This window comes from Streptomyces aurantiogriseus, assembly GCF_014649375.1.
GTDB lineage: Bacteria > Actinomycetota > Actinomycetes > Streptomycetales > Streptomycetaceae > Streptomyces > Streptomyces aurantiogriseus.
Genome location: NZ_BMSX01000034.1, coordinates 37,595 through 53,410, shown reverse-complemented (window position 1 = coordinate 53,410; position 15,816 = coordinate 37,595). Strand labels below are relative to the sequence as shown.

Annotated in this window: 16 protein-coding genes; 13 read left to right on the top strand and 3 right to left on the bottom strand. The window is 72.9% G+C overall.

Annotated features, from left to right (window positions below; genetic code table 11):
- The first annotated feature begins 13 nt into the window (after nt 1-13).
- Nucleotides 14-1,165: an NADH-quinone oxidoreductase subunit D gene (locus IE263_RS43380; protein WP_189943642.1), complete on the top strand. Its 1,152-nt coding sequence runs from the start codon at nt 14-16 to the stop codon at nt 1,163-1,165.
- Between the two features lie 11 nt (nt 1,166-1,176).
- Here IE263_RS43380 and IE263_RS43375 read toward each other — a convergent pair whose 3' ends face one another.
- On the bottom strand, nt 1,177-2,469 hold the full coding sequence (locus tag IE263_RS43375) for an SAM-dependent methyltransferase (RefSeq protein ID WP_189943641.1): 1,293 nt from the start codon (nt 2,467-2,469) through the stop codon (nt 1,177-1,179).
- A 118-nt stretch (nt 2,470-2,587) separates the two neighbouring features.
- Here IE263_RS43375 and IE263_RS43370 point away from each other — a divergent pair, with 118 nt between their 5' ends.
- From IE263_RS43370 to IE263_RS43360, 3 genes are all read left to right on the top strand, one after another.
- Entirely contained in the window at nt 2,588-3,790 is a 1,203-nt protein-coding gene (locus IE263_RS43370) for a sensor histidine kinase (protein WP_189943640.1), read from the top strand.
- A gap of 71 nt (nt 3,791-3,861) precedes the next feature.
- Nucleotides 3,862-4,530, top strand: a complete 669-nt coding sequence (locus IE263_RS43365; RefSeq protein ID WP_189943639.1) for a response regulator transcription factor — start codon at nt 3,862-3,864, stop codon at nt 4,528-4,530.
- Between the two features lie 50 nt (nt 4,531-4,580).
- A complete protein-coding gene (locus IE263_RS43360; protein WP_189943638.1) occupies nt 4,581-5,213 on the top strand; it encodes an AAA family ATPase in 633 nt (210 codons plus the stop codon).
- An 83-nt stretch (nt 5,214-5,296) separates the two neighbouring features.
- On the opposite strand, the gene IE263_RS43355 is transcribed toward IE263_RS43360, so the two are convergent.
- Nucleotides 5,297-6,406, bottom strand: coding sequence for a DUF5937 family protein (locus IE263_RS43355; protein WP_189943637.1), 1,110 nt, complete (start codon nt 6,404-6,406; stop codon nt 5,297-5,299).
- 159 nt (nt 6,407-6,565) lie between these two features.
- Between IE263_RS43355 and IE263_RS43350 the strand changes: the two genes are divergently transcribed.
- Nucleotides 6,566-6,781, top strand: coding sequence for a hypothetical protein (locus tag IE263_RS43350; protein WP_189943636.1), 216 nt, complete (start codon nt 6,566-6,568; stop codon nt 6,779-6,781).
- On the opposite strand, the gene IE263_RS43345 is transcribed toward IE263_RS43350, so the two are convergent.
- Nucleotides 6,771-7,958: a threonine aldolase family protein gene (locus tag IE263_RS43345; RefSeq protein WP_189943635.1), complete on the bottom strand. Its 1,188-nt coding sequence runs from the start codon at nt 7,956-7,958 to the stop codon at nt 6,771-6,773. The two genes, IE263_RS43350 and IE263_RS43345, sit on opposite strands and share 11 nt — an antisense overlap.
- 183 nt (nt 7,959-8,141) lie before the next feature.
- Between IE263_RS43345 and IE263_RS43340 the strand changes: the two genes are divergently transcribed.
- The 8 genes from IE263_RS43340 (at nt 8,142) to IE263_RS43305 (ending at nt 15,812) form a co-directional block, all read left to right on the top strand.
- Nucleotides 8,142-9,071, top strand: a complete 930-nt coding sequence (locus IE263_RS43340; RefSeq protein ID WP_189943634.1) for a Rossmann-like and DUF2520 domain-containing protein — start codon at nt 8,142-8,144, stop codon at nt 9,069-9,071.
- Nucleotides 9,068-10,060 carry a pantoate--beta-alanine ligase gene (gene panC / locus IE263_RS43335; protein WP_189943633.1) on the top strand — a complete coding sequence of 331 codons (993 nt, stop codon included), beginning with the start codon at nt 9,068-9,070 and terminating at the stop codon, nt 10,058-10,060. Before IE263_RS43340 ends, panC begins: the two co-directional genes overlap by 4 nt.
- Nucleotides 10,057-11,772 (top strand): L-aspartate oxidase, encoded by a 1,716-nt coding sequence (locus tag IE263_RS43330; protein WP_189943632.1) that lies wholly within the window; start codon nt 10,057-10,059, stop codon nt 11,770-11,772. The genes panC and IE263_RS43330 overlap by 4 nt, the downstream gene beginning before the upstream one ends.
- Nucleotides 11,773-11,777: 5 nt before the next feature.
- Nucleotides 11,778-12,779 (top strand): carboxylating nicotinate-nucleotide diphosphorylase, encoded by a 1,002-nt coding sequence (nadC, locus tag IE263_RS43325; RefSeq protein WP_189943631.1) that lies wholly within the window; start codon nt 11,778-11,780, stop codon nt 12,777-12,779.
- Nucleotides 12,780-12,794: 15 nt separating this feature from the next.
- Entirely contained in the window at nt 12,795-13,592 is a 798-nt protein-coding gene (locus IE263_RS43320) for a type III pantothenate kinase (RefSeq protein ID WP_189943630.1), read from the top strand.
- A 703-nt stretch (nt 13,593-14,295) separates the two neighbouring features.
- Nucleotides 14,296-14,991 (top strand): hypothetical protein, encoded by a 696-nt coding sequence (locus tag IE263_RS43315; protein ID WP_189943675.1) that lies wholly within the window; start codon nt 14,296-14,298, stop codon nt 14,989-14,991.
- Between the two features lie 76 nt (nt 14,992-15,067).
- Nucleotides 15,068-15,247: a hypothetical protein gene (locus IE263_RS43310; RefSeq protein WP_189943629.1), complete on the top strand. Its 180-nt coding sequence runs from the start codon at nt 15,068-15,070 to the stop codon at nt 15,245-15,247.
- 142 nt (nt 15,248-15,389) lie between these two features.
- Nucleotides 15,390-15,812, top strand: a complete 423-nt coding sequence (locus IE263_RS43305; protein WP_189943628.1) for a BlaI/MecI/CopY family transcriptional regulator — start codon at nt 15,390-15,392, stop codon at nt 15,810-15,812.
- Nucleotides 15,813-15,816 lie beyond the last annotated feature (4 nt).

Here is a 15,816-nt window from a genome sequence, read left to right as displayed (position 1 = left end):
GGAGACTGGGGCCATGACTCCTACGACGGAGACCACGGTCGGGATCGGCGGTGCCGCGGAGAGCACCGACATGGTGCTCAACATCGGCCCCCAGCACCCCTCCACGCACGGTGTGCTGCGGCTGCGGCTCGTGCTGGACGGTGAGCGCATCAGGCGCGCGGAGCCGGTGATCGGCTACATGCACCGCGGCGCGGAGAAGCTGTTCGAGGCCCGCGACTACCGCCAGATCGTCATGCTGGCCAACCGCCACGACTGGCTCTCGGCCTTCTCGAACGAGCTGGGCGTGGTCATCGCCGTGGAGCGGATGCTCGGCATGGAGGTCCCCGCGCGCGCGGTGTGGACGCGCACGCTCCTCGCCGAGCTGAACCGGGTGCTCAACCACCTGATGTTCCTGGGCTCGTACCCGCTGGAGCTGGGCGGCATCACTCCGGTCTTCTACGCCTTCCGCGAGCGCGAGGTCCTCCAGAACGTCATGGAGGAGGTCTCCGGCGGGCGCATGCACTACATGTTCAACCGGGTCGGCGGCCTCAAGGAGGACCTGCCGGCCGGATGGGCCTCACGCGCGCGTGGCGCCGTTTCCGCCGTGCGCTCGCGGATGGACGTCTTCGACGACCTCGTGCTGGGCAACGAGATCTTCCGGGGCCGCACGCGCGGCGTCGGCATCCTCACGCCGGCGGCCGTGCACGCGTACGGCGTGAGCGGGCCGATCGCGCGCGCCTCCGGCGTCGACTTCGACCTGCGCCGCGACGAGCCGTACCTGGCGTACGGCGAACTGCAGGACACCCTGAAGGTGGTGAGCCGGTCCGAGGGCGACTGCCTCGCCCGCTTCGAGTGCCTCCTGGAGCAGACGCACAACGCGCTCGATCTCGCGGACGCCTGTCTGGACCGCCTCGCCGACCTCCCGCCCGGCCCGATCAACCAGCGGCTCCCCAAGGTCCTCAAGGCACCCGAGGGGCACACGTACGCGTGGACCGAGAACCCCCTCGGCATCAACGGCTACTACCTCGTCAGCAAGGGTGAGAAGACCCCGTACCGCCTGAAGCTGCGCTCGGCCTCGTACAACAACATCCAGGCGCTCACCGAGCTGCTGCCGGGCACGCTCGTCGCGGACATGGTGGCGATCCTGGGGTCGATGTTCTTCGTGGTCGGCGACATCGACAAGTAGCGAGAAGCAGGTCAGTCGGGCAGGCCCAGCGGGTTCGGAATTCCGACCGGCTGGACCAGCCACCCGAAGTCGCCCAACCCGCCGGGCGCCGTGAGCTCGGCGGCCTCTCCGGCGCGCGCAAGGGCGCGCACGTACGCGGAGGGGTCCGTGGCCGCGAGCGCGAGCGGGGGGCGCACGCCGGCGATCCCCAGCGCGCGCAGAGCGTCGCGCTGACTGAGCAGCCGCATGCCGGGAGGCGTGCATGCCGTCACGCCCGCCGTTCCGCCGCCTGCACCCGCCGGCGCACCGGCTTTCGCGCCCGCCGGCGCACCCGCCTCCGCGCCGGCTGAGGCGTCGTCGTCCGCGCCTGGGGGCGCGTCGGCCTCCGTGCCCGCTGGCGCATCGGCATTCGCTCCCGCCGGCGCACCCGCCTCGGCGCCTGACCCGGCTCCCCTCCCGGTCGCCGCGCTCGCCCGCACTCCCCTGCCCAGCGCTCCCGCCCCCGCTTCAGCGCACGCGTTCAGCACCGCACGCGCCCCCGCTTCCGCGCACGCATCCAGCGCCACATGCGCCGTGATGTCGCACGACCCGTCCGGCACGGGCGGTGTCTCGCGGCCCTCGCGGAAGCCGGTGAGCGTCCCGAACGGGGGGCGCACATCCGCCGTGTGCGCGTAGTCCACCGCCACGGCCAGTCCCCGCGCGACACGGGAGACGGCCAACGCCCACGCGGTGTCGCGGGGGAGGCCGATCTCCGCGCGCAGGCCCTCCTCGTGCGCCGGCGGCCACCAGCGGGCGAGCCATTCCGCCTCCGCGCCGGACACCGGCTCGCCGAGCCGCTCGGTCCCGTCGTCGCGGACGAGCACCAGCCGGGCCACGCCCGCGGAGTCGACCTCGGCGACCTCGACGGGCACGTTGTCCAGCCACTCGTTGGCGAACAGCAGCCCGGTGACCTGCGGCGGCGGCTCGTGCAGCCACTCGATCCGGCGAGCGAGGCCCACCGGGCGGGCGGCGATCTCGACGGCGTACGCGCGCGTGCGGGCGGCCACGTCGGCGGGGAGTGCGGCGAGGACGCCGGTGACCAGTTCGCCGCGTCCGGCGGCCATGTCGACGAAGTCGAGCGACGCGGGCCGGCCGAGCGCCTCGTCGACGCGGCACAGCAGCCGGGCCACGGCCTCGGCGAAGAGCGGGGACGCGTGCACGGACGTACGGAAGTGGCCGGCCGGGCCCTCGGGGCGGCGGTAGAAGCCGTCCGTTCCGTACAGGGCGGACTCCGTCGCCGCCCGCCAGCCGCGCCATTCGCCGGAGCCCGTCACCGTTTCCACCACCCGGCCAGCCTAGGCGTACGGGTGATCACGGCCTCCACCTTGCGGAGTACACGCGGCAGTCGCGGATCGGCCCTCCGGTTGACCCCTGCACGCATCGCGCTTCCCTACTCTGGGTTACGTGCAGCGCCTCTATGACTTCCTCCGCACCCACCCGACCGGGGTCGACGCCTTCTGGGCCGTCGTCCTGTTCGGGATCTCGCTCGTCGCGGAGACGACGAAGCAGGAGGCCACGGGCACGGACGCCCCGGCACTGACCATCCCGGTCGTGCTCCTGCTCTGCCTGGTGATCGCGCTGCGCCGCCGCATGCCCGAGAAGATGCTGCTGCTGGCCGGCGCGATCGGGCTGGCACAGCTGGTGCTGGACGTGCCGACGACGCCCGCCGACTTCGCCTTCGTGGTGATCGTCTACACGGTCGCCGCGACCGGCGCCCGCTGGGCCTCCCGGCTCGCACTGGGCGTGGGCCTGTGCGCCGCGAGCCTGGCGCAGCTGCGCTGGCCGGAGCAGGACTCGAGCATCGCGGGCAACATCGCGATCGTCGTCTTCCAGACGCTGCCGTTCGCCCTCGCCTGGGTGCTCGGCGACTCCATGCGCACCCGCCGCGCCTACTTCGCGCAGCTGGAGGAGCGCGCGGCGCGCCTGGAGAAGGAGCGCGAGGCGCAGGCGAAGGTCGCGGTCGCCGCCGAGCGCGCCCGCATCGCGCGCGAGTTGCACGACGTCGTCGCGCACAACGTGTCGGTGATGGTGGTCCAGGCCGACGGCGCCGCCTACGTCCTCGACGCCGCCCCCGACCAGGCGAAGAAGGCCCTGGAGACGATCTCCTCCACCGGCCGCCAGGCCCTCGCCGAGATGCGCCGCCTGCTCGGTGTGCTGCGCACCGGTGAGCACCAGGAGGGCGGCGAGTACGTGCCGCAGCCGGACGTCGAGCAGATCGAGGACCTCGTCGAGCAGTGCCGCGGCTCAGGACTGCCCGTGGACTTCAAGATCGAGGGCACCCCGCGCCCGCTGCCCAGCGGCGTCGAGCTCACCGCGTACCGCATCGTGCAGGAGGCGCTGACCAACACGCGCAAGCACGGTGGGCCGAACGCGGGCGCCAGTGTGCGCCTGGTCTACTTCGACGACGGCCTCGGCCTGCTCGTCGAGGACGACGGCAAGGGCGCCCCGCACGAGCTGTACGAGGAGGGCGGCGCCGACGGCCATGGTCACGGCCTGATCGGCATGCGCGAGCGAGTCGGCATGGTCGGCGGCACCCTGGACGCGGGCCCACGACCCGGCGGAGGATTCCGCATCAGCGCCCTGCTCCCGCTCAAACCGGCGCATTGACGCCGACGCACGCCCCCTGTTGACACCTGTCACGCCCCCAAGCCCCGCCAGAACCCACGGAAGAGGACCCGATGACGATCCGCGTGATGCTCGTCGACGACCAGGTGCTGCTGCGCACCGGGTTCCGGATGGTGCTCGCCGCCCAGCCGGACATGGAGGTCGTGGCGGAGGCGGGCGACGGCGTCGAGGCCCTCCAGGTCGTGCGCTCGACGGCGGTCGACGTCGTGCTCATGGACGTGCGCATGCCGAAGCTGGACGGCGTGGAGGCCACCCGCCGCATCTGCGCGGAGACCGACCCGCCGAAGGTGCTGATCCTGACCACCTTCGACCTCGACGAGTACGCCTTCTCCGCGCTGAAGGCGGGCGCCTCCGGCTTCATGCTCAAGGACGTGCCGCCCGGCGAGCTTCTCGCCGCCATCCGCTCCGTGCACAGCGGCGACGCGGTGGTCGCCCCCTCCACGACCCGCCGCCTCCTCGACCGGTTCGCACCGATGCTGCCCAGCACCGGCAAGGAGCCCCAGCACAAGGAGCTGGAGCGGCTCACCGAGCGGGAGCGCGAGGTGATGGTGCTGGTCGCCCAGGGCCTGTCCAACGGCGAGATCGCGGCCCGGCTGGTGCTGTCCGAGGCGACCGTCAAGACCCACGTGGGCCGCATCCTGACCAAGCTGGGGCTGCGGGACCGGGTGCAGGTGGTGGTCCTGGCGTACGAGACGGGTCTGGTGCGGGCCGGCGGGCACTGAACCGCGGGGAACGCGACCCGCGCGCACCCGGCGCGCACTAGGGTCTGCGCATGCTCCTGTGGATCAACGGCCCTTTCGGGGGCGGCAAGACACAGACCGCACACGAGATCCAGCGCCGCCTGCCCGGCAGCGTCGTCTGCGACCCCGAGCATGCCGGCTTCGGCCTGCGTCGCATGCTGCCGCCCGATCTCCGTGGGAACTTCCAGGACTTGACCTCCTGGCGGCAGGGTGTCGTCGAGGTCCTCGATCTCGCCCTCACCCGGCACGACGGCGTGGTGATCGCGCCGATGACGGTCACGGACTCCGGCTACTTCGAGGAGACCGTGGGCCGGTTGCGCGCACTCGGCCATGACGTACGGCACTTCGCCCTCCTCGCCGAGCGCGAAACCGTCCTGCGGCGGCTGCGCGAGCGCGGTTTCGGACACCTCCTTCAGTACGTCGCCGGGAAGAACGCCCCTCTGCGCAGGGAGAGCTGGGCCGTCCAGCAGCTCGACCACTGCCTGGAGCGGCTGCGTGAACCGGAGTTCGCCGAGCACCTGTGGACCGACCACTCGACCGTGCCGAAGACGGCGGACCGCATCGCCGTCCTGGCCGGCCTGACGCTGAGGCCGAACAACGAGGGAACGCTGCGGACGCGGCTGCGTCAGGCACGGGTGGGCCTGAAACACATCCGCTTCGACTGACGACCGCCCCGGAGCGCCACCCGGGAATCCCCGCGACGCCTGGCTGAGGGATCTGCCAGAGGTACCCGCGAATCCCCGCAGGCCTATCTGAGGATTCCCTCCAGGAAGTCGCTCCCGAGCCGCGCCACCGTCGACACGTCGAGCTGGTGCAGCACGTACCGCCCGCGTCGGCGGGTGGTGACCAGCCCCGCTTTCTTCAGGACGGCGAGGTGCCGGGATATCTCGGGGGCCGACATGCCGTGCACCTGGGCCAGCTCGGTGGTGGTGTAGGTGCTGCGGGCCAGGTGGCGGCAGATTCGCATGCGGACGGGGTGGGACAGGGCCGTCATCCGCAGCGTGAGTTGCTCGACGGACGGCGGCGAGGCCAGCTCGGGGGCGCCGACGGGATAGTGCAGCAGCGGCTGCCAGCCGTGACGGTGCAGCACGTTCAGATGTGGCCAGCCCAGGCTCGTCGGGACGAGGAGCAGGCCGCCGCCTGCGGTGGTGGTGCGGCCCTCGAGCAGCTTGTCGACGATGATTCGCCCGGCGGCCTCGTCCAGAGTGATCGCGGGGGAGACCGCGGCCAGTGCCTCCGCGAGTCCACGGTGCCGCAGCAGGTCCGTCTTGTGCCGGGCGTCCGCCGTCAGCTGGTGGCTCAGCCGGGACCAGGCCTCCGCGAAGAAGGCCTCGTCGCAGTCCTCCAGGAAGCGCCGCAGCCATCCGCGGACGGTCGGCGGATCGTCGAGCAGGCGCTGTGTGAACCGCACCTGCTGGGGGCCGCGGGAGGCGGCGACCTCCAGGGCGCGGCGGCGTACGACCTCGTCCGACAGGGCGCTCGGGGCGTAGGTGTCATAGGCGAGTGTGCAGGTGATGAACTCCAGGGCTGCGTCCGCGAACTGTTCGTCCGTCAGCTTGTCCAGGAGGTCCAGCTCCTCGGCGAGCGTGGCGCCCGGGAGTGTGCTTCCGCCGGGGATGCCGGCGTAGGGCAGGAAGATGTCCGAGAACGACGTGCGCCACAGGAAGTCGGCCTCGCACATCCGGTCGGCCAGGTGCGGGTCCAGGCGCGCGGTGACGCTGGTGACCCAGCCCTGCAGGCCGGGGTGGTGCCCCGGCTCGGACAGCGCGTGCAGCGCCATGCCGAGCTCGGCCAGGGGCGAGGGCACGATCGCGGCCCTCTCCGGCCGCAGCCCCGCGATGTCGATGCTCACGCTCATGCCCTCATGGTGCACCCCGCCACTGACAACGCCGTCGTCGATTGACGGCCGCCGTCAATCGACGCGACGCGGCGCACCGGCCGGGCGCAGCCTGAGGTGCCCGGGGCAACCGCGGAGCCTTCCGGATCTCTGTTCCCACGTTCCGAAGAGGAACCGGCCATGAGCATCACGCAGCAGTACGCCCTCGACGCCTACCGCGCCCGGCAGCACGGCGAGCCCGTTCCGCCCGCGCCCGGGGCCCACGACTGGCAGGTGATCCGGGAACTGCGCGACCGCCACCAGTTCCACGCGGTCCTCGCGGGCCGCCCGGCCCACGGACGGATCCGACGGGTCCTGGGCCGGTTGCTGCGCTCGCGTCCGCGCCCTACCTGCTGACCTCCGCCGTCACCTCGGTCACCCGTGCGACGAAGTCGGCGACCGCCGCCTTCACGTCACCCGCCGTCCACATCAGACCGTCGGCGCGCACGGTGACCTCGGTGACGCCGAGGCCCGGCCCGCCCCGGTCCCAGGGGGCGCCGAAGAGCAGCGTCCCCGTCCCCTCGGCCTGCCGCACCGCGGCCTCGCCGAGCACGTCCGTGTCGTACGGCAGCCACACCTGGAACTCGTGGGTGTGTGGCTCCTCGGGGTGCACGCGCGTCCACGGCACGCCCGCGTCGGCGAAGCCCTCGCGCAGCGCGGCGGCCACCACGCGCGCGTGGGCGACGTATTCCGGCAGCCGGGGCAGCTCCCGTTCCAGGCCGACGAGTGCCGACAGGACTGTGGGGAACTGCTGGAAGACCATGCCGCCGTAGCGGTGCCGCCAGGTCTTCGCCTCCTCGACCAGCGTCTTCGGGCCGGCGAGTGCGGCGCCGCCGATGCCGTCGAGGGACTTGTAGAACGAGACGTACACGCTGTCCGCCAGGCCCGCTATCTCGTCCAGGGGGCGGCCGAAGTGGACGGTGGACTCCCACAGGCGCGCGCCGTCGAAGTGCACCACCGCGTCGCGCTCGCGCGCCGCCTCCACGACCTCGGTGAGCTCCTCCCAGGAGGGCAGCAGGAAACCGGCGTCCCTGAGGGGCAGCTCCAGCATCAGCGCCCCGAAAGGCTCCGCGACGTCGCGCACCTCGTCGGCCGTCGGCGGCCGGGGCTCGCTGGTCACACGGACCGGATGCAATCCGCTGACCAGGCTGAACGCGTCCCGTTCGTGCACCTCCGGGTGGGCCAGCGCGTGCAGTGCGACGGTGGGGTTGCCGGTGCGTCCGGCCCAGCAGCGCAGGGCGATCTGCTGGGCCATCGTGCCTGTCGGGAAGAACGCGGCGGACTCCGTGCCCAGCAGCGTGGCGACGCGCTCCTCCAGGGCCTCCACGACCCGGTTGCCGTATATGTCACCGGGTTCGTCCAGGTCGTACACCCGCGGTGCCGCGTCCTGGAGCAGCGCCAGTTGTTCGCGGAGGGTTCTGCGGAAGCCCGCGCGCGACAGGACGCGCTCCGCCGTCCGGTGGGCGACCGACCGTCGCTCCCGCAGCCGCTCCTGCGCCGACTGTTCCGTGCTCTGTTCCGCCGTGTCCGTCATGCTCCGGATCATGCCGTGGCCCCCGCGCGCGGGGCACACCCGTTTCCCGAGGCGAGGGCCCGCCCGCCGTCCCCGGAAACCCACAGCCTGTGGACAACGGAACGCCCCGCGAACCGATCGCGTTAACATGACGAGAAATCGTCCGGTACCCAGAGCGGACTGGAACGGGAAGGCCTCCGTCGCGTGAGTACAGTCCAACAACCAGACCCCAAGGACCGCCCCGCGCGGCTCACCGTCGGCGTCGTCGGCGCCGGCCGCGTGGGCCCCGCGCTCGCCGCGTCCCTCCAGCTCGCCGGACACCGTCCGGTCGCCGTCTCCGGCGTCTCCGACGCCTCCCGGCGGCGGGCCGCCCTGATGCTCCCCGACGTGCCGCTCGTCCCGCCCGCCGAGGTCCTCCGGCGCGCCGACCTGGTCCTGCTCACCGTCCCCGACGACGCCCTGCCCGGACTCGTCGAAGGCCTCGCCGACACCGGCGCCGTTCGCCCGGGCCAGCTGCTCGTGCACACCTCCGGGCGGTACGGCGCGCGCGTCCTGGACCCCGCCCTGCGCGCGGGCGCGCTCCCGCTGGCCCTGCATCCGGCGATGACCTTCACCGGGACCCCCGTGGACGTCCAGCGCCTGGCCGGCTGCTCCTTCGGCGTCACCGCGCCCGAGGAGCTGCGGCTGGCCGCCGAGGCCCTCGTCATCGAGATGGGCGGCGAACCCGAGTGGATCGCCGAGGAGAACCGGCCGCTCTACCACGCGGCCCTCGCCCTGGGCGCCAACCACCTGGTCACGCTGGTCGCCCAGTCCATGGAGCTGCTGCGCGCGGCCGGCGTCGAGGCCCCCGACCGGATGCTCGGCCCGCTGCTCGGCGCCGCCCTCGACAACGCGCTGCGCTCCGGCGACGCGGCCCTCACCGGCCCCGTCGCGCGCGGGGACGCGGGCACGGTCGCCGCGCACGTCTCCGAACTGCGCAAACACGCACCGCAGACCGTGGGCGGCTATCTGGCGATGGCCCGGGCGACCGCCGACCGCGCGCTCGCCCACGGACTGCTCAAGCCGGAGCTCGCCGAGGACCTCCTCGGGGTACTCGCCAACGGGACCCACGGCGCCGAGGGAGATGCCGGATGACCACGACCCTGCTGCGCACCGCCGACGAACTGCACGTACGCACGCGTGCGGGCCGCCGGGCCGTCGTGATGACGATGGGCGCCCTGCACGAGGGCCACGCCACCCTGATCCGCACGGCCCGCGAGATCGCCGGACCGGACGGCGAGGTCGTCGTCACGGTCTTCGTCAACCCGCTGCAGTTCGGCAAGGGCGAGGACCTCGACCGCTACCCGCGCACTCTGGACGCCGACGTCAAGATCGCCGAACAGGCCGGTGCGGACGCCGTGTTCGCCCCGTCCGTGGACGCGGTCTACCCGGGCGGCGAGCCCCAGGTGCGCATCAGCGCGGGCCCCATGGGGGAGCGCCTGGAGGGCGCCTCGCGCCCCGGCCACTTCGACGGCATGCTCACCGTCGTCGCCAAACTGCTGCACCTCACCCGGCCGGACACGGCCCTGTTCGGCCAGAAGGACGCCCAGCAGCTCGCCCTGATCCGCCGCATGGCGCGGGACCTGAACTTCGGCATCGAGATCGTCGCGGTACCGACCGTGCGCGAGGACGACGGACTGGCCCTGTCCAGCCGCAACCGCTATCTGTCCCCCGCCGAACGGCGCACGGCGCTCGCGCTCTCCCAGGCGCTGTTCGCGGGCCGCGACCGCCACGCCGCGCAGGAGGCGCTGCGGGCACGCGCGCGTGAGGTGCCCGCCACGCACGCGCGTGCCGAGGCGCTCAGCGCCATAGGCGAGTCCCGCGCGGCCGCCGACGCGCACGCCGTCGCCAAGGCCGTGCCCGGCGCCGCCGCGGCCGTCCGCGCCGCCGCCCGCCTCGTCCTCGACGAAGCGGCCCGCCTGAACCCGCCGCTGGAGCTGGACTACCTCGCGCTCGTCGACCCGTCCGACTTCACCGAGATCGGGGACGACTTCACCGGCGAGGCCGTCCTCGCCGTCGCCGCCCGGGTCGGGACGACCCGGCTGATCGACAACCTTCCCCTCACGTTCGGAGCCGCCTCGTGACCAGCACAGGCATACGACTGCACGCGCCCGCGCCCGGGTGGTCCATCTCCGCGGACGTCGTGGTCGTCGGCTCCGGAGTCGCCGGCCTGACCGCCGCCCTGCGCTGCGAGGCCGCGGGCCTGACGACGGTCGTCGTCACCAAGGCCCGCCTGGACGACGGCTCCACCCGCTGGGCGCAGGGCGGCATCGCCGCCGCCCTCGGCGAGGGCGACACGCCGGAACAGCACCTGGACGACACCCTGGTGGCGGGCGCGGGCCTGTGCGACGAGGACGCCGTGCGGATCCTGGTCACCGAGGGCCCCGACGCCGTACGCCGGCTGATCGAGACCGGCGCCCACTTCGACGAGTCCTCCGAAGGAGGACTGGAGCTCACCCGAGAGGGCGGCCACCATCGCCGCCGCATCGCGCACGCCGGGGGTGACGCGACCGGCGCGGAGATCTCCCGTGCGCTCGTCGAGGCAGTACGCGCGCGTGGCCTGCGCACGATCGAGAACGCGCTCGTCCTGGACCTCCTCACCGACGCCGACGGCCGCACCGCCGGTGTGACCCTGCACGTCATGGGCGAGGGCCAGCACGACGGCGTGGGCGCCGTGCACGCCCCCGCGGTCGTCCTCGCGACCGGCGGCATGGGCCAGGTCTTCTCCGCCACCACCAACCCGTCCGTGTCCACGGGCGACGGCGTGGCGCTCGCCCTGCGAGCGGGCGCCGAGGTCAGTGACCTCGAGTTCGTCCAGTTCCACCCGACCGTGCTGTTCCTCGGTCCCGACGCGGAGGGCCAGCAGCCCCTCGTCTCCGAGGCGGTGCGCGGCGAGGGCGCCCACCTGGTCGACGCCGACGGCGTGCGCTTCATGCTCGGGCAGCACGAGCTGGCCGAACTCGCCCCCCGTGACATCGTCGCCAAGGGCATCATGCGGCGCATGCAGGAGCAGGACGCCGAGCACATGTTCCTCGACGCCCGTCACTTCGGCGCCGCCATGTGGGAGCACCGCTTCCCGACGATCCTCGCCGCCTGCCGCGCCAACGGCATCGACCCGGTCACCGAGCCCGTCCCGGTCGCCCCGGCCGCCCACTACGCCTCCGGAGGCGTGCGCACCGACTCCCACGGCCGCACCACCGTCCCGGGCCTGTACGCGTGCGGCGAGGTCGCCTGCACCGGCGTGCACGGCGCGAACCGGCTCGCCTCCAACTCCCTCCTGGAGGGCCTCGTCTACGCCGAGCGCATCGCCGCCGACATCGCGGCGAGTGGGGCGGACGACGGCCTCCACGCGCGCGTGCCCGCACCGGTCGAGCAGCCCGAGAGGCCCGCGTACCCGCTCCTCACCCCCGAGGCCCGCTTCGCGATCCAGCGGATCATGACCGAGGGCGCCGGCGTCCTGCGCTCCGCCGAGTCCCTGGAGAAGGCCGCGGACCAGCTCCAGCGGCTGCACACCGAGGCCCGCGACGCCCTCGACGAGAACGGCAAGACCGCCGAGCCCGGAGTCGACACGTGGGAGGCCACCAACCTCCTGTGCGTGGCCCGCGTCCTGGTCGCCGCCGCGCGGCTGCGTGAGGAGACCCGCGGCTGCCACTGGCGCGAGGACCACGCCGAGCGCGACGACACCGACTGGCGCCGTCACATCGTCGTACGGCTGAATCGGGACCGGACGCTCGCCGTACACACCACCGATACCGCAGACTTCCCCCCGACCCGGCAGCACCACCAGGAGCAGTGACAGAAGTGAGCACCCCCGAGGACCTTCCCCTCGTCCAGAGCGGCGGCTGCGGCGACGGCTGTGCCTGTGGCGCCGACGCCGGCATCGACGGCGACGAGGGATACACCGAAAACGCGGAGTGCGGGCTCGACCCCGCGCTCGCCGAGCTCCTGGCCGACGCCGGGCTCGACCCGCTCGAGGTCGAGGACATCGCCAACGTCGCCATCCAGGAGGACCTGGACCACGGAGTGGACGTGACCACGGTCGCGACCATCCCCGAGGACGCCGTGGCCACCGCCGACTTCACCGCGCGCGAGGCGGGCGTGGTGGCGGGCCTCAGAGTCGCCGAGGCGGTGATCTCGGTCGTCTGCACGGACGAGTTCGAGGTCGAGCGGCACGTCGAGGACGGCGACCGCGTGGAGGCCGGCCAGAAGCTGCTGTCGGTCACCACGCGCACGCGTGACCTCCTCACCGCCGAGCGCAGCGCCCTGAATCTGCTGTGCCGCCTGTCGGGCATCGCCACCGCCACGCGCGCGTGGTCGGACGTCCTGGAGGGCACCAAGACACGCGTGCGTGACACCCGCAAGACCACGCCGGGCCTGCGCTCGCTGGAGAAGTTCGCCGTCCGCTGCGGCGGAGGCGTCAACCACCGCATGTCGCTCTCCGACGCGGCCCTGGTCAAGGACAACCACGTGGTCGCCGCCGGCGGCGTCGCCCAGGCCTTCCAGGCCGTACGGGAGGCCTTCCCGGATGTGCCGATCGAGGTCGAGGTCGACACCCTGCACCAGCTGCGCGAGGTCGTGGACGCCGGTGCTGATCTGATCCTGCTGGACAACTTCACGCCCAACGAGTGCGCGGAGGCCGTCGGCATCGTCGGCGGGCGCGCGCTGCTGGAGGCGTCCGGCCGGCTCAGCCTGGACAACGCCAAGGCGTACGCCGACACCGGGGTCGACTTCCTGGCCGTCGGCGCCCTGACCCACTCCTCGCCGATCCTCGACATCGGCCTGGATCTGCGAGCGGCGGAGTAGGAGCGGGAACCGGCCATGCTGCTGACGATCGACGTGGGGAACACGCACACCGTGCTCGGCCTGTTCGACGGTGAGGACATCGTCGAGCACTGGCGGATCTCGACGGACGCCCGCCGTACGGCCGACGAGCTCGCGGTCCTCCTCCAGGGCCTGATGGGCATGCACCCCCTCCTCGGGGTGGAGCTGGGCGACGGCATCGACGGCATCGCGATCTGCGCGACCGTCCCGTCCGTCCTGCACGAGCTGCGCGAGGTCACCCGCCGCTACTACGGCGACGTCCCCGCCGTGCTCGTCGAACCCGGCGTGAAGACGGGCGTACCGATCCTCTTCGACAACCCCAAGGAGGTCGGCGCCGACCGCATCATCAACGCGGTCGCCGCGAACGAGCTCTACGGCGGCCCCGCGATCGTCGTCGACTTCGGCACGGCGACGACGTTCGACGCGATCAGCGCGCGCGGGGAGTACGTCGGCGGCGTCATCGCCCCCGGCATCGAGATCTCCGTCGAGGCCCTGGGCGTCAAGGCCGCGCAACTGCGCAAGATCGAGGTGGCCCGCCCGCGCAGCGTGATCGGCAAGAACACGGTCGAGGCGATGCAGGCCGGCATCGTCTACGGCTTCGCGGGCCAGGTCGACGGCGTCGTGAGCCGGATGGCGCGGGAGCTCTCGGACGACCCGGACGACGTGACGGTGATCGCGACGGGCGGCCTGGCGCCGATGGTGCTGGGCGAGTCCTCGGTGATCGACGAGCACGAGCCGTGGCTGACGCTGATCGGGCTGCGGCTGGTGTACGAGCGGAACGTGTCGCGCATGTGAGCAGGAGGCGCGGGCACGCCGGCTGAACGCACGCGTGCCCGCGCGAACCCTGCGCAGGTAAGAGCGCCGAAGCCCCTGCGGTACGCCCGCATGAACCAGCGTGGGTAGGCGGCAGGAACCCGGCGCGGGCAGGGCGCACAACCGGCGTGGGTGAGCTGCAAGGGCCCGTGCAGGTGGGTTGCAGTGGGCCGGACGGATAGGGCCGTGCCGGTCGGCTGTGAAAGCGCATGGGTCCAGGGCGTGGCCTGCGCGAGTGCGCTGGCGCGCCTCGCCCGGCGCAAGCAAGGCGCACAACCGCGCGTGGGTGAGCCGCGCGAGCCCACGCAGGTGGGGCGCACTGGCCCGGGCGGATAAGCCGCGCGAGCCCACGCAGGTGGGGCGCACTGGCCCGGGCGGGTAAGCCGCGCATGCCCGCGTGCGGAAGCTACGTGAGCCCGCGCGCGAAAAGCCGCGCAAGCCCGCGCGAGCGCGTCGACCGCGCCCCGCCCGGCGCGGTCAGGCGCACAACCCCGCGTGCCCGAGGCGCGCAACCCCGTTCACCTGAGGCACGCAACCCCGCGTGCCCGGCGCGCGAGCCCGCGCGGGTGAGGCGGCGCGGGCCAGGGGGCGGAATCGGCCGCGCCACACCCGTCCCTTATGTCGAATTTGTCTGATTAGCGCGTATCGTCGCCGCATGCCCACGCCATACGGATCCCGCGGCGGCATGGTGTTCGGCGCGGAGGAGCTGCGTGTGCTCCGCCGCGCCCTCGCCCTCGCCCTCCACCCCGGTCCCGCCTCGGCCGAGGATGTCCAGGACTGTCATCGCCTCGCCGAGTCCCTCGACGAGGCGATGCGCGAGGCCGCCCGGCTGCGGGCCTTCCTGGTGGCCGACCTCGCCCGGTACCGCGCCGCTCTCCCCGGCACCGCAGCCGGCTACCTCACGCTCCTGGAGGAGGTGCTGGGCGCCGGCCACCGGCCCGGCCCCGACGACCTCGCCGCTCTGCGTGCCCTGCGCGGCAATCCGACGGCCGCCGCTCTCCTGGACCGCTGCCAGGTCCTCGCCGAACAGGACGTACGCGCCCGTCTCGCGCGCCGTACGGCTCACCGGGACACCCCGGCGGCGCCCGTGGTGCCGGCGTCCCGTACGCGCCTCCTGGCCCTGCCCGGAGGCCTCTCCGGCGCCGCGGACGGGGAGACCGTGGGTCATGTCGCCGTCGCGACCGAGGGGCCGGCGGAGGAACCGAAGAAGAAACCCGCCGAGAAACCGGCCGCACCCCGCCCCGGTCCCGGCCCCGTCCCCGTGAAGCCTTCGGAGCCCCAGCCCGCGCGCCGGCCCATCCCCACCCCGGGTGAAGTCTTCCCGCGCCGCAAGCCGAGCCCGCCGCCCGCAAACCCCGACCAGCGGCTCGCGGTCGGCTGAGAGGCCGCCGGCAGGGCGTCCTCCCGCATCCCGACCCCGCCCCGATGTCCCCTTCCGCCGTGGCTACCCTGGATCCATGGACTACGTCTCCGCGCTCGTGCCCCCGGTCGTCATGGCCGTGTTCTTCATCGGCGTGATCAGGGTGATCGTGAAGACCCAGGGCGGGGTCAACAAGGCCAAGGAGGACGCGGCCGTCGACGCCGCCCTCGCGCGCGCGGACGGCGTCCGCCAGACCTCCCCGGACACCGACGCCTGATCCCAGTCCCGCGCTCCAGGGCGTACGGCTCCCGCAGTCCGGGAGCCGTACGCCCCTTTTGTTCGTGTTCGCAGAGGAATGTGCCCGTTCGGCACGCCATTGGCGGGATCTACCACTATTGTTCTGAGATGTGCCTCGCCCATTGGGAGAACTCGAAGACGCGGTCATGACGCGGGTGTGGAAGTGGAACCGCCCGGTGACCGTTCGAGAAGTTCTGGAAGACCTTCAACGGGAACGGTCCATCGCGTACACCACGGTGATGACCGTTTTGGACAATCTCCATCAGAAGGGCTGGGTGCGCCGTGAGGCGGAAGGCCGGGCCTATCGATATGAGGCCGTCTCCACCCGGGCCGCCTACGCCGCCGCCCTGATGAACGACGCCTGGGCGCAGAGCGACAACCCCGCCGCCGCTCTCGTCGCGTTCTTCGGGATGATGAGCGACGAACAGCGACAGGCCCTCCGCGACGCGGTACGCATCGTCCAAGGTCCGGAAACATCCGAAGCCGCACAAGCGGGGAGTCCCGGCGAGAACCCCGGCTCGGCAAGGGAGACCGGCGGGCGATAGCGTC

What these genes read in the sequence shown, in the direction of transcription:
- IE263_RS43380 (WP_189943642.1), top strand. Translation starts at nt 14, where the DNA reads ATGACTCCTACGACGGAGACCACGGTCGGGATCGGCGGTGCCGCGGAG.
- IE263_RS43360 (WP_189943638.1), top strand. Translation starts at nt 4,581, where the DNA reads ATGCTCCTGTGGATCAACGGCCCTTTCGGGGGCGGCAAGACACAGACC.
- IE263_RS43320 (WP_189943630.1), top strand. Translation starts at nt 12,795, where the DNA reads ATGCTGCTGACGATCGACGTGGGGAACACGCACACCGTGCTCGGCCTG.
- IE263_RS43345 (WP_189943635.1), bottom strand. Translation starts at nt 7,958, where the DNA reads ATGACGGACACGGCGGAACAGAGCACGGAACAGTCGGCGCAGGAGCGG.
- IE263_RS43310 (WP_189943629.1), top strand. Translation starts at nt 15,068, where the DNA reads ATGGACTACGTCTCCGCGCTCGTGCCCCCGGTCGTCATGGCCGTGTTC.
- panC (WP_189943633.1), top strand. Translation starts at nt 9,068, where the DNA reads ATGACCACGACCCTGCTGCGCACCGCCGACGAACTGCACGTACGCACG.
- IE263_RS43355 (WP_189943637.1), bottom strand. Translation starts at nt 6,406, where the DNA reads ATGAGCGTGAGCATCGACATCGCGGGGCTGCGGCCGGAGAGGGCCGCG.
- IE263_RS43365 (WP_189943639.1), top strand. Translation starts at nt 3,862, where the DNA reads ATGACGATCCGCGTGATGCTCGTCGACGACCAGGTGCTGCTGCGCACC.
- IE263_RS43315 (WP_189943675.1), top strand. Translation starts at nt 14,296, where the DNA reads ATGGTGTTCGGCGCGGAGGAGCTGCGTGTGCTCCGCCGCGCCCTCGCC.
- IE263_RS43350 (WP_189943636.1), top strand. Translation starts at nt 6,566, where the DNA reads ATGAGCATCACGCAGCAGTACGCCCTCGACGCCTACCGCGCCCGGCAG.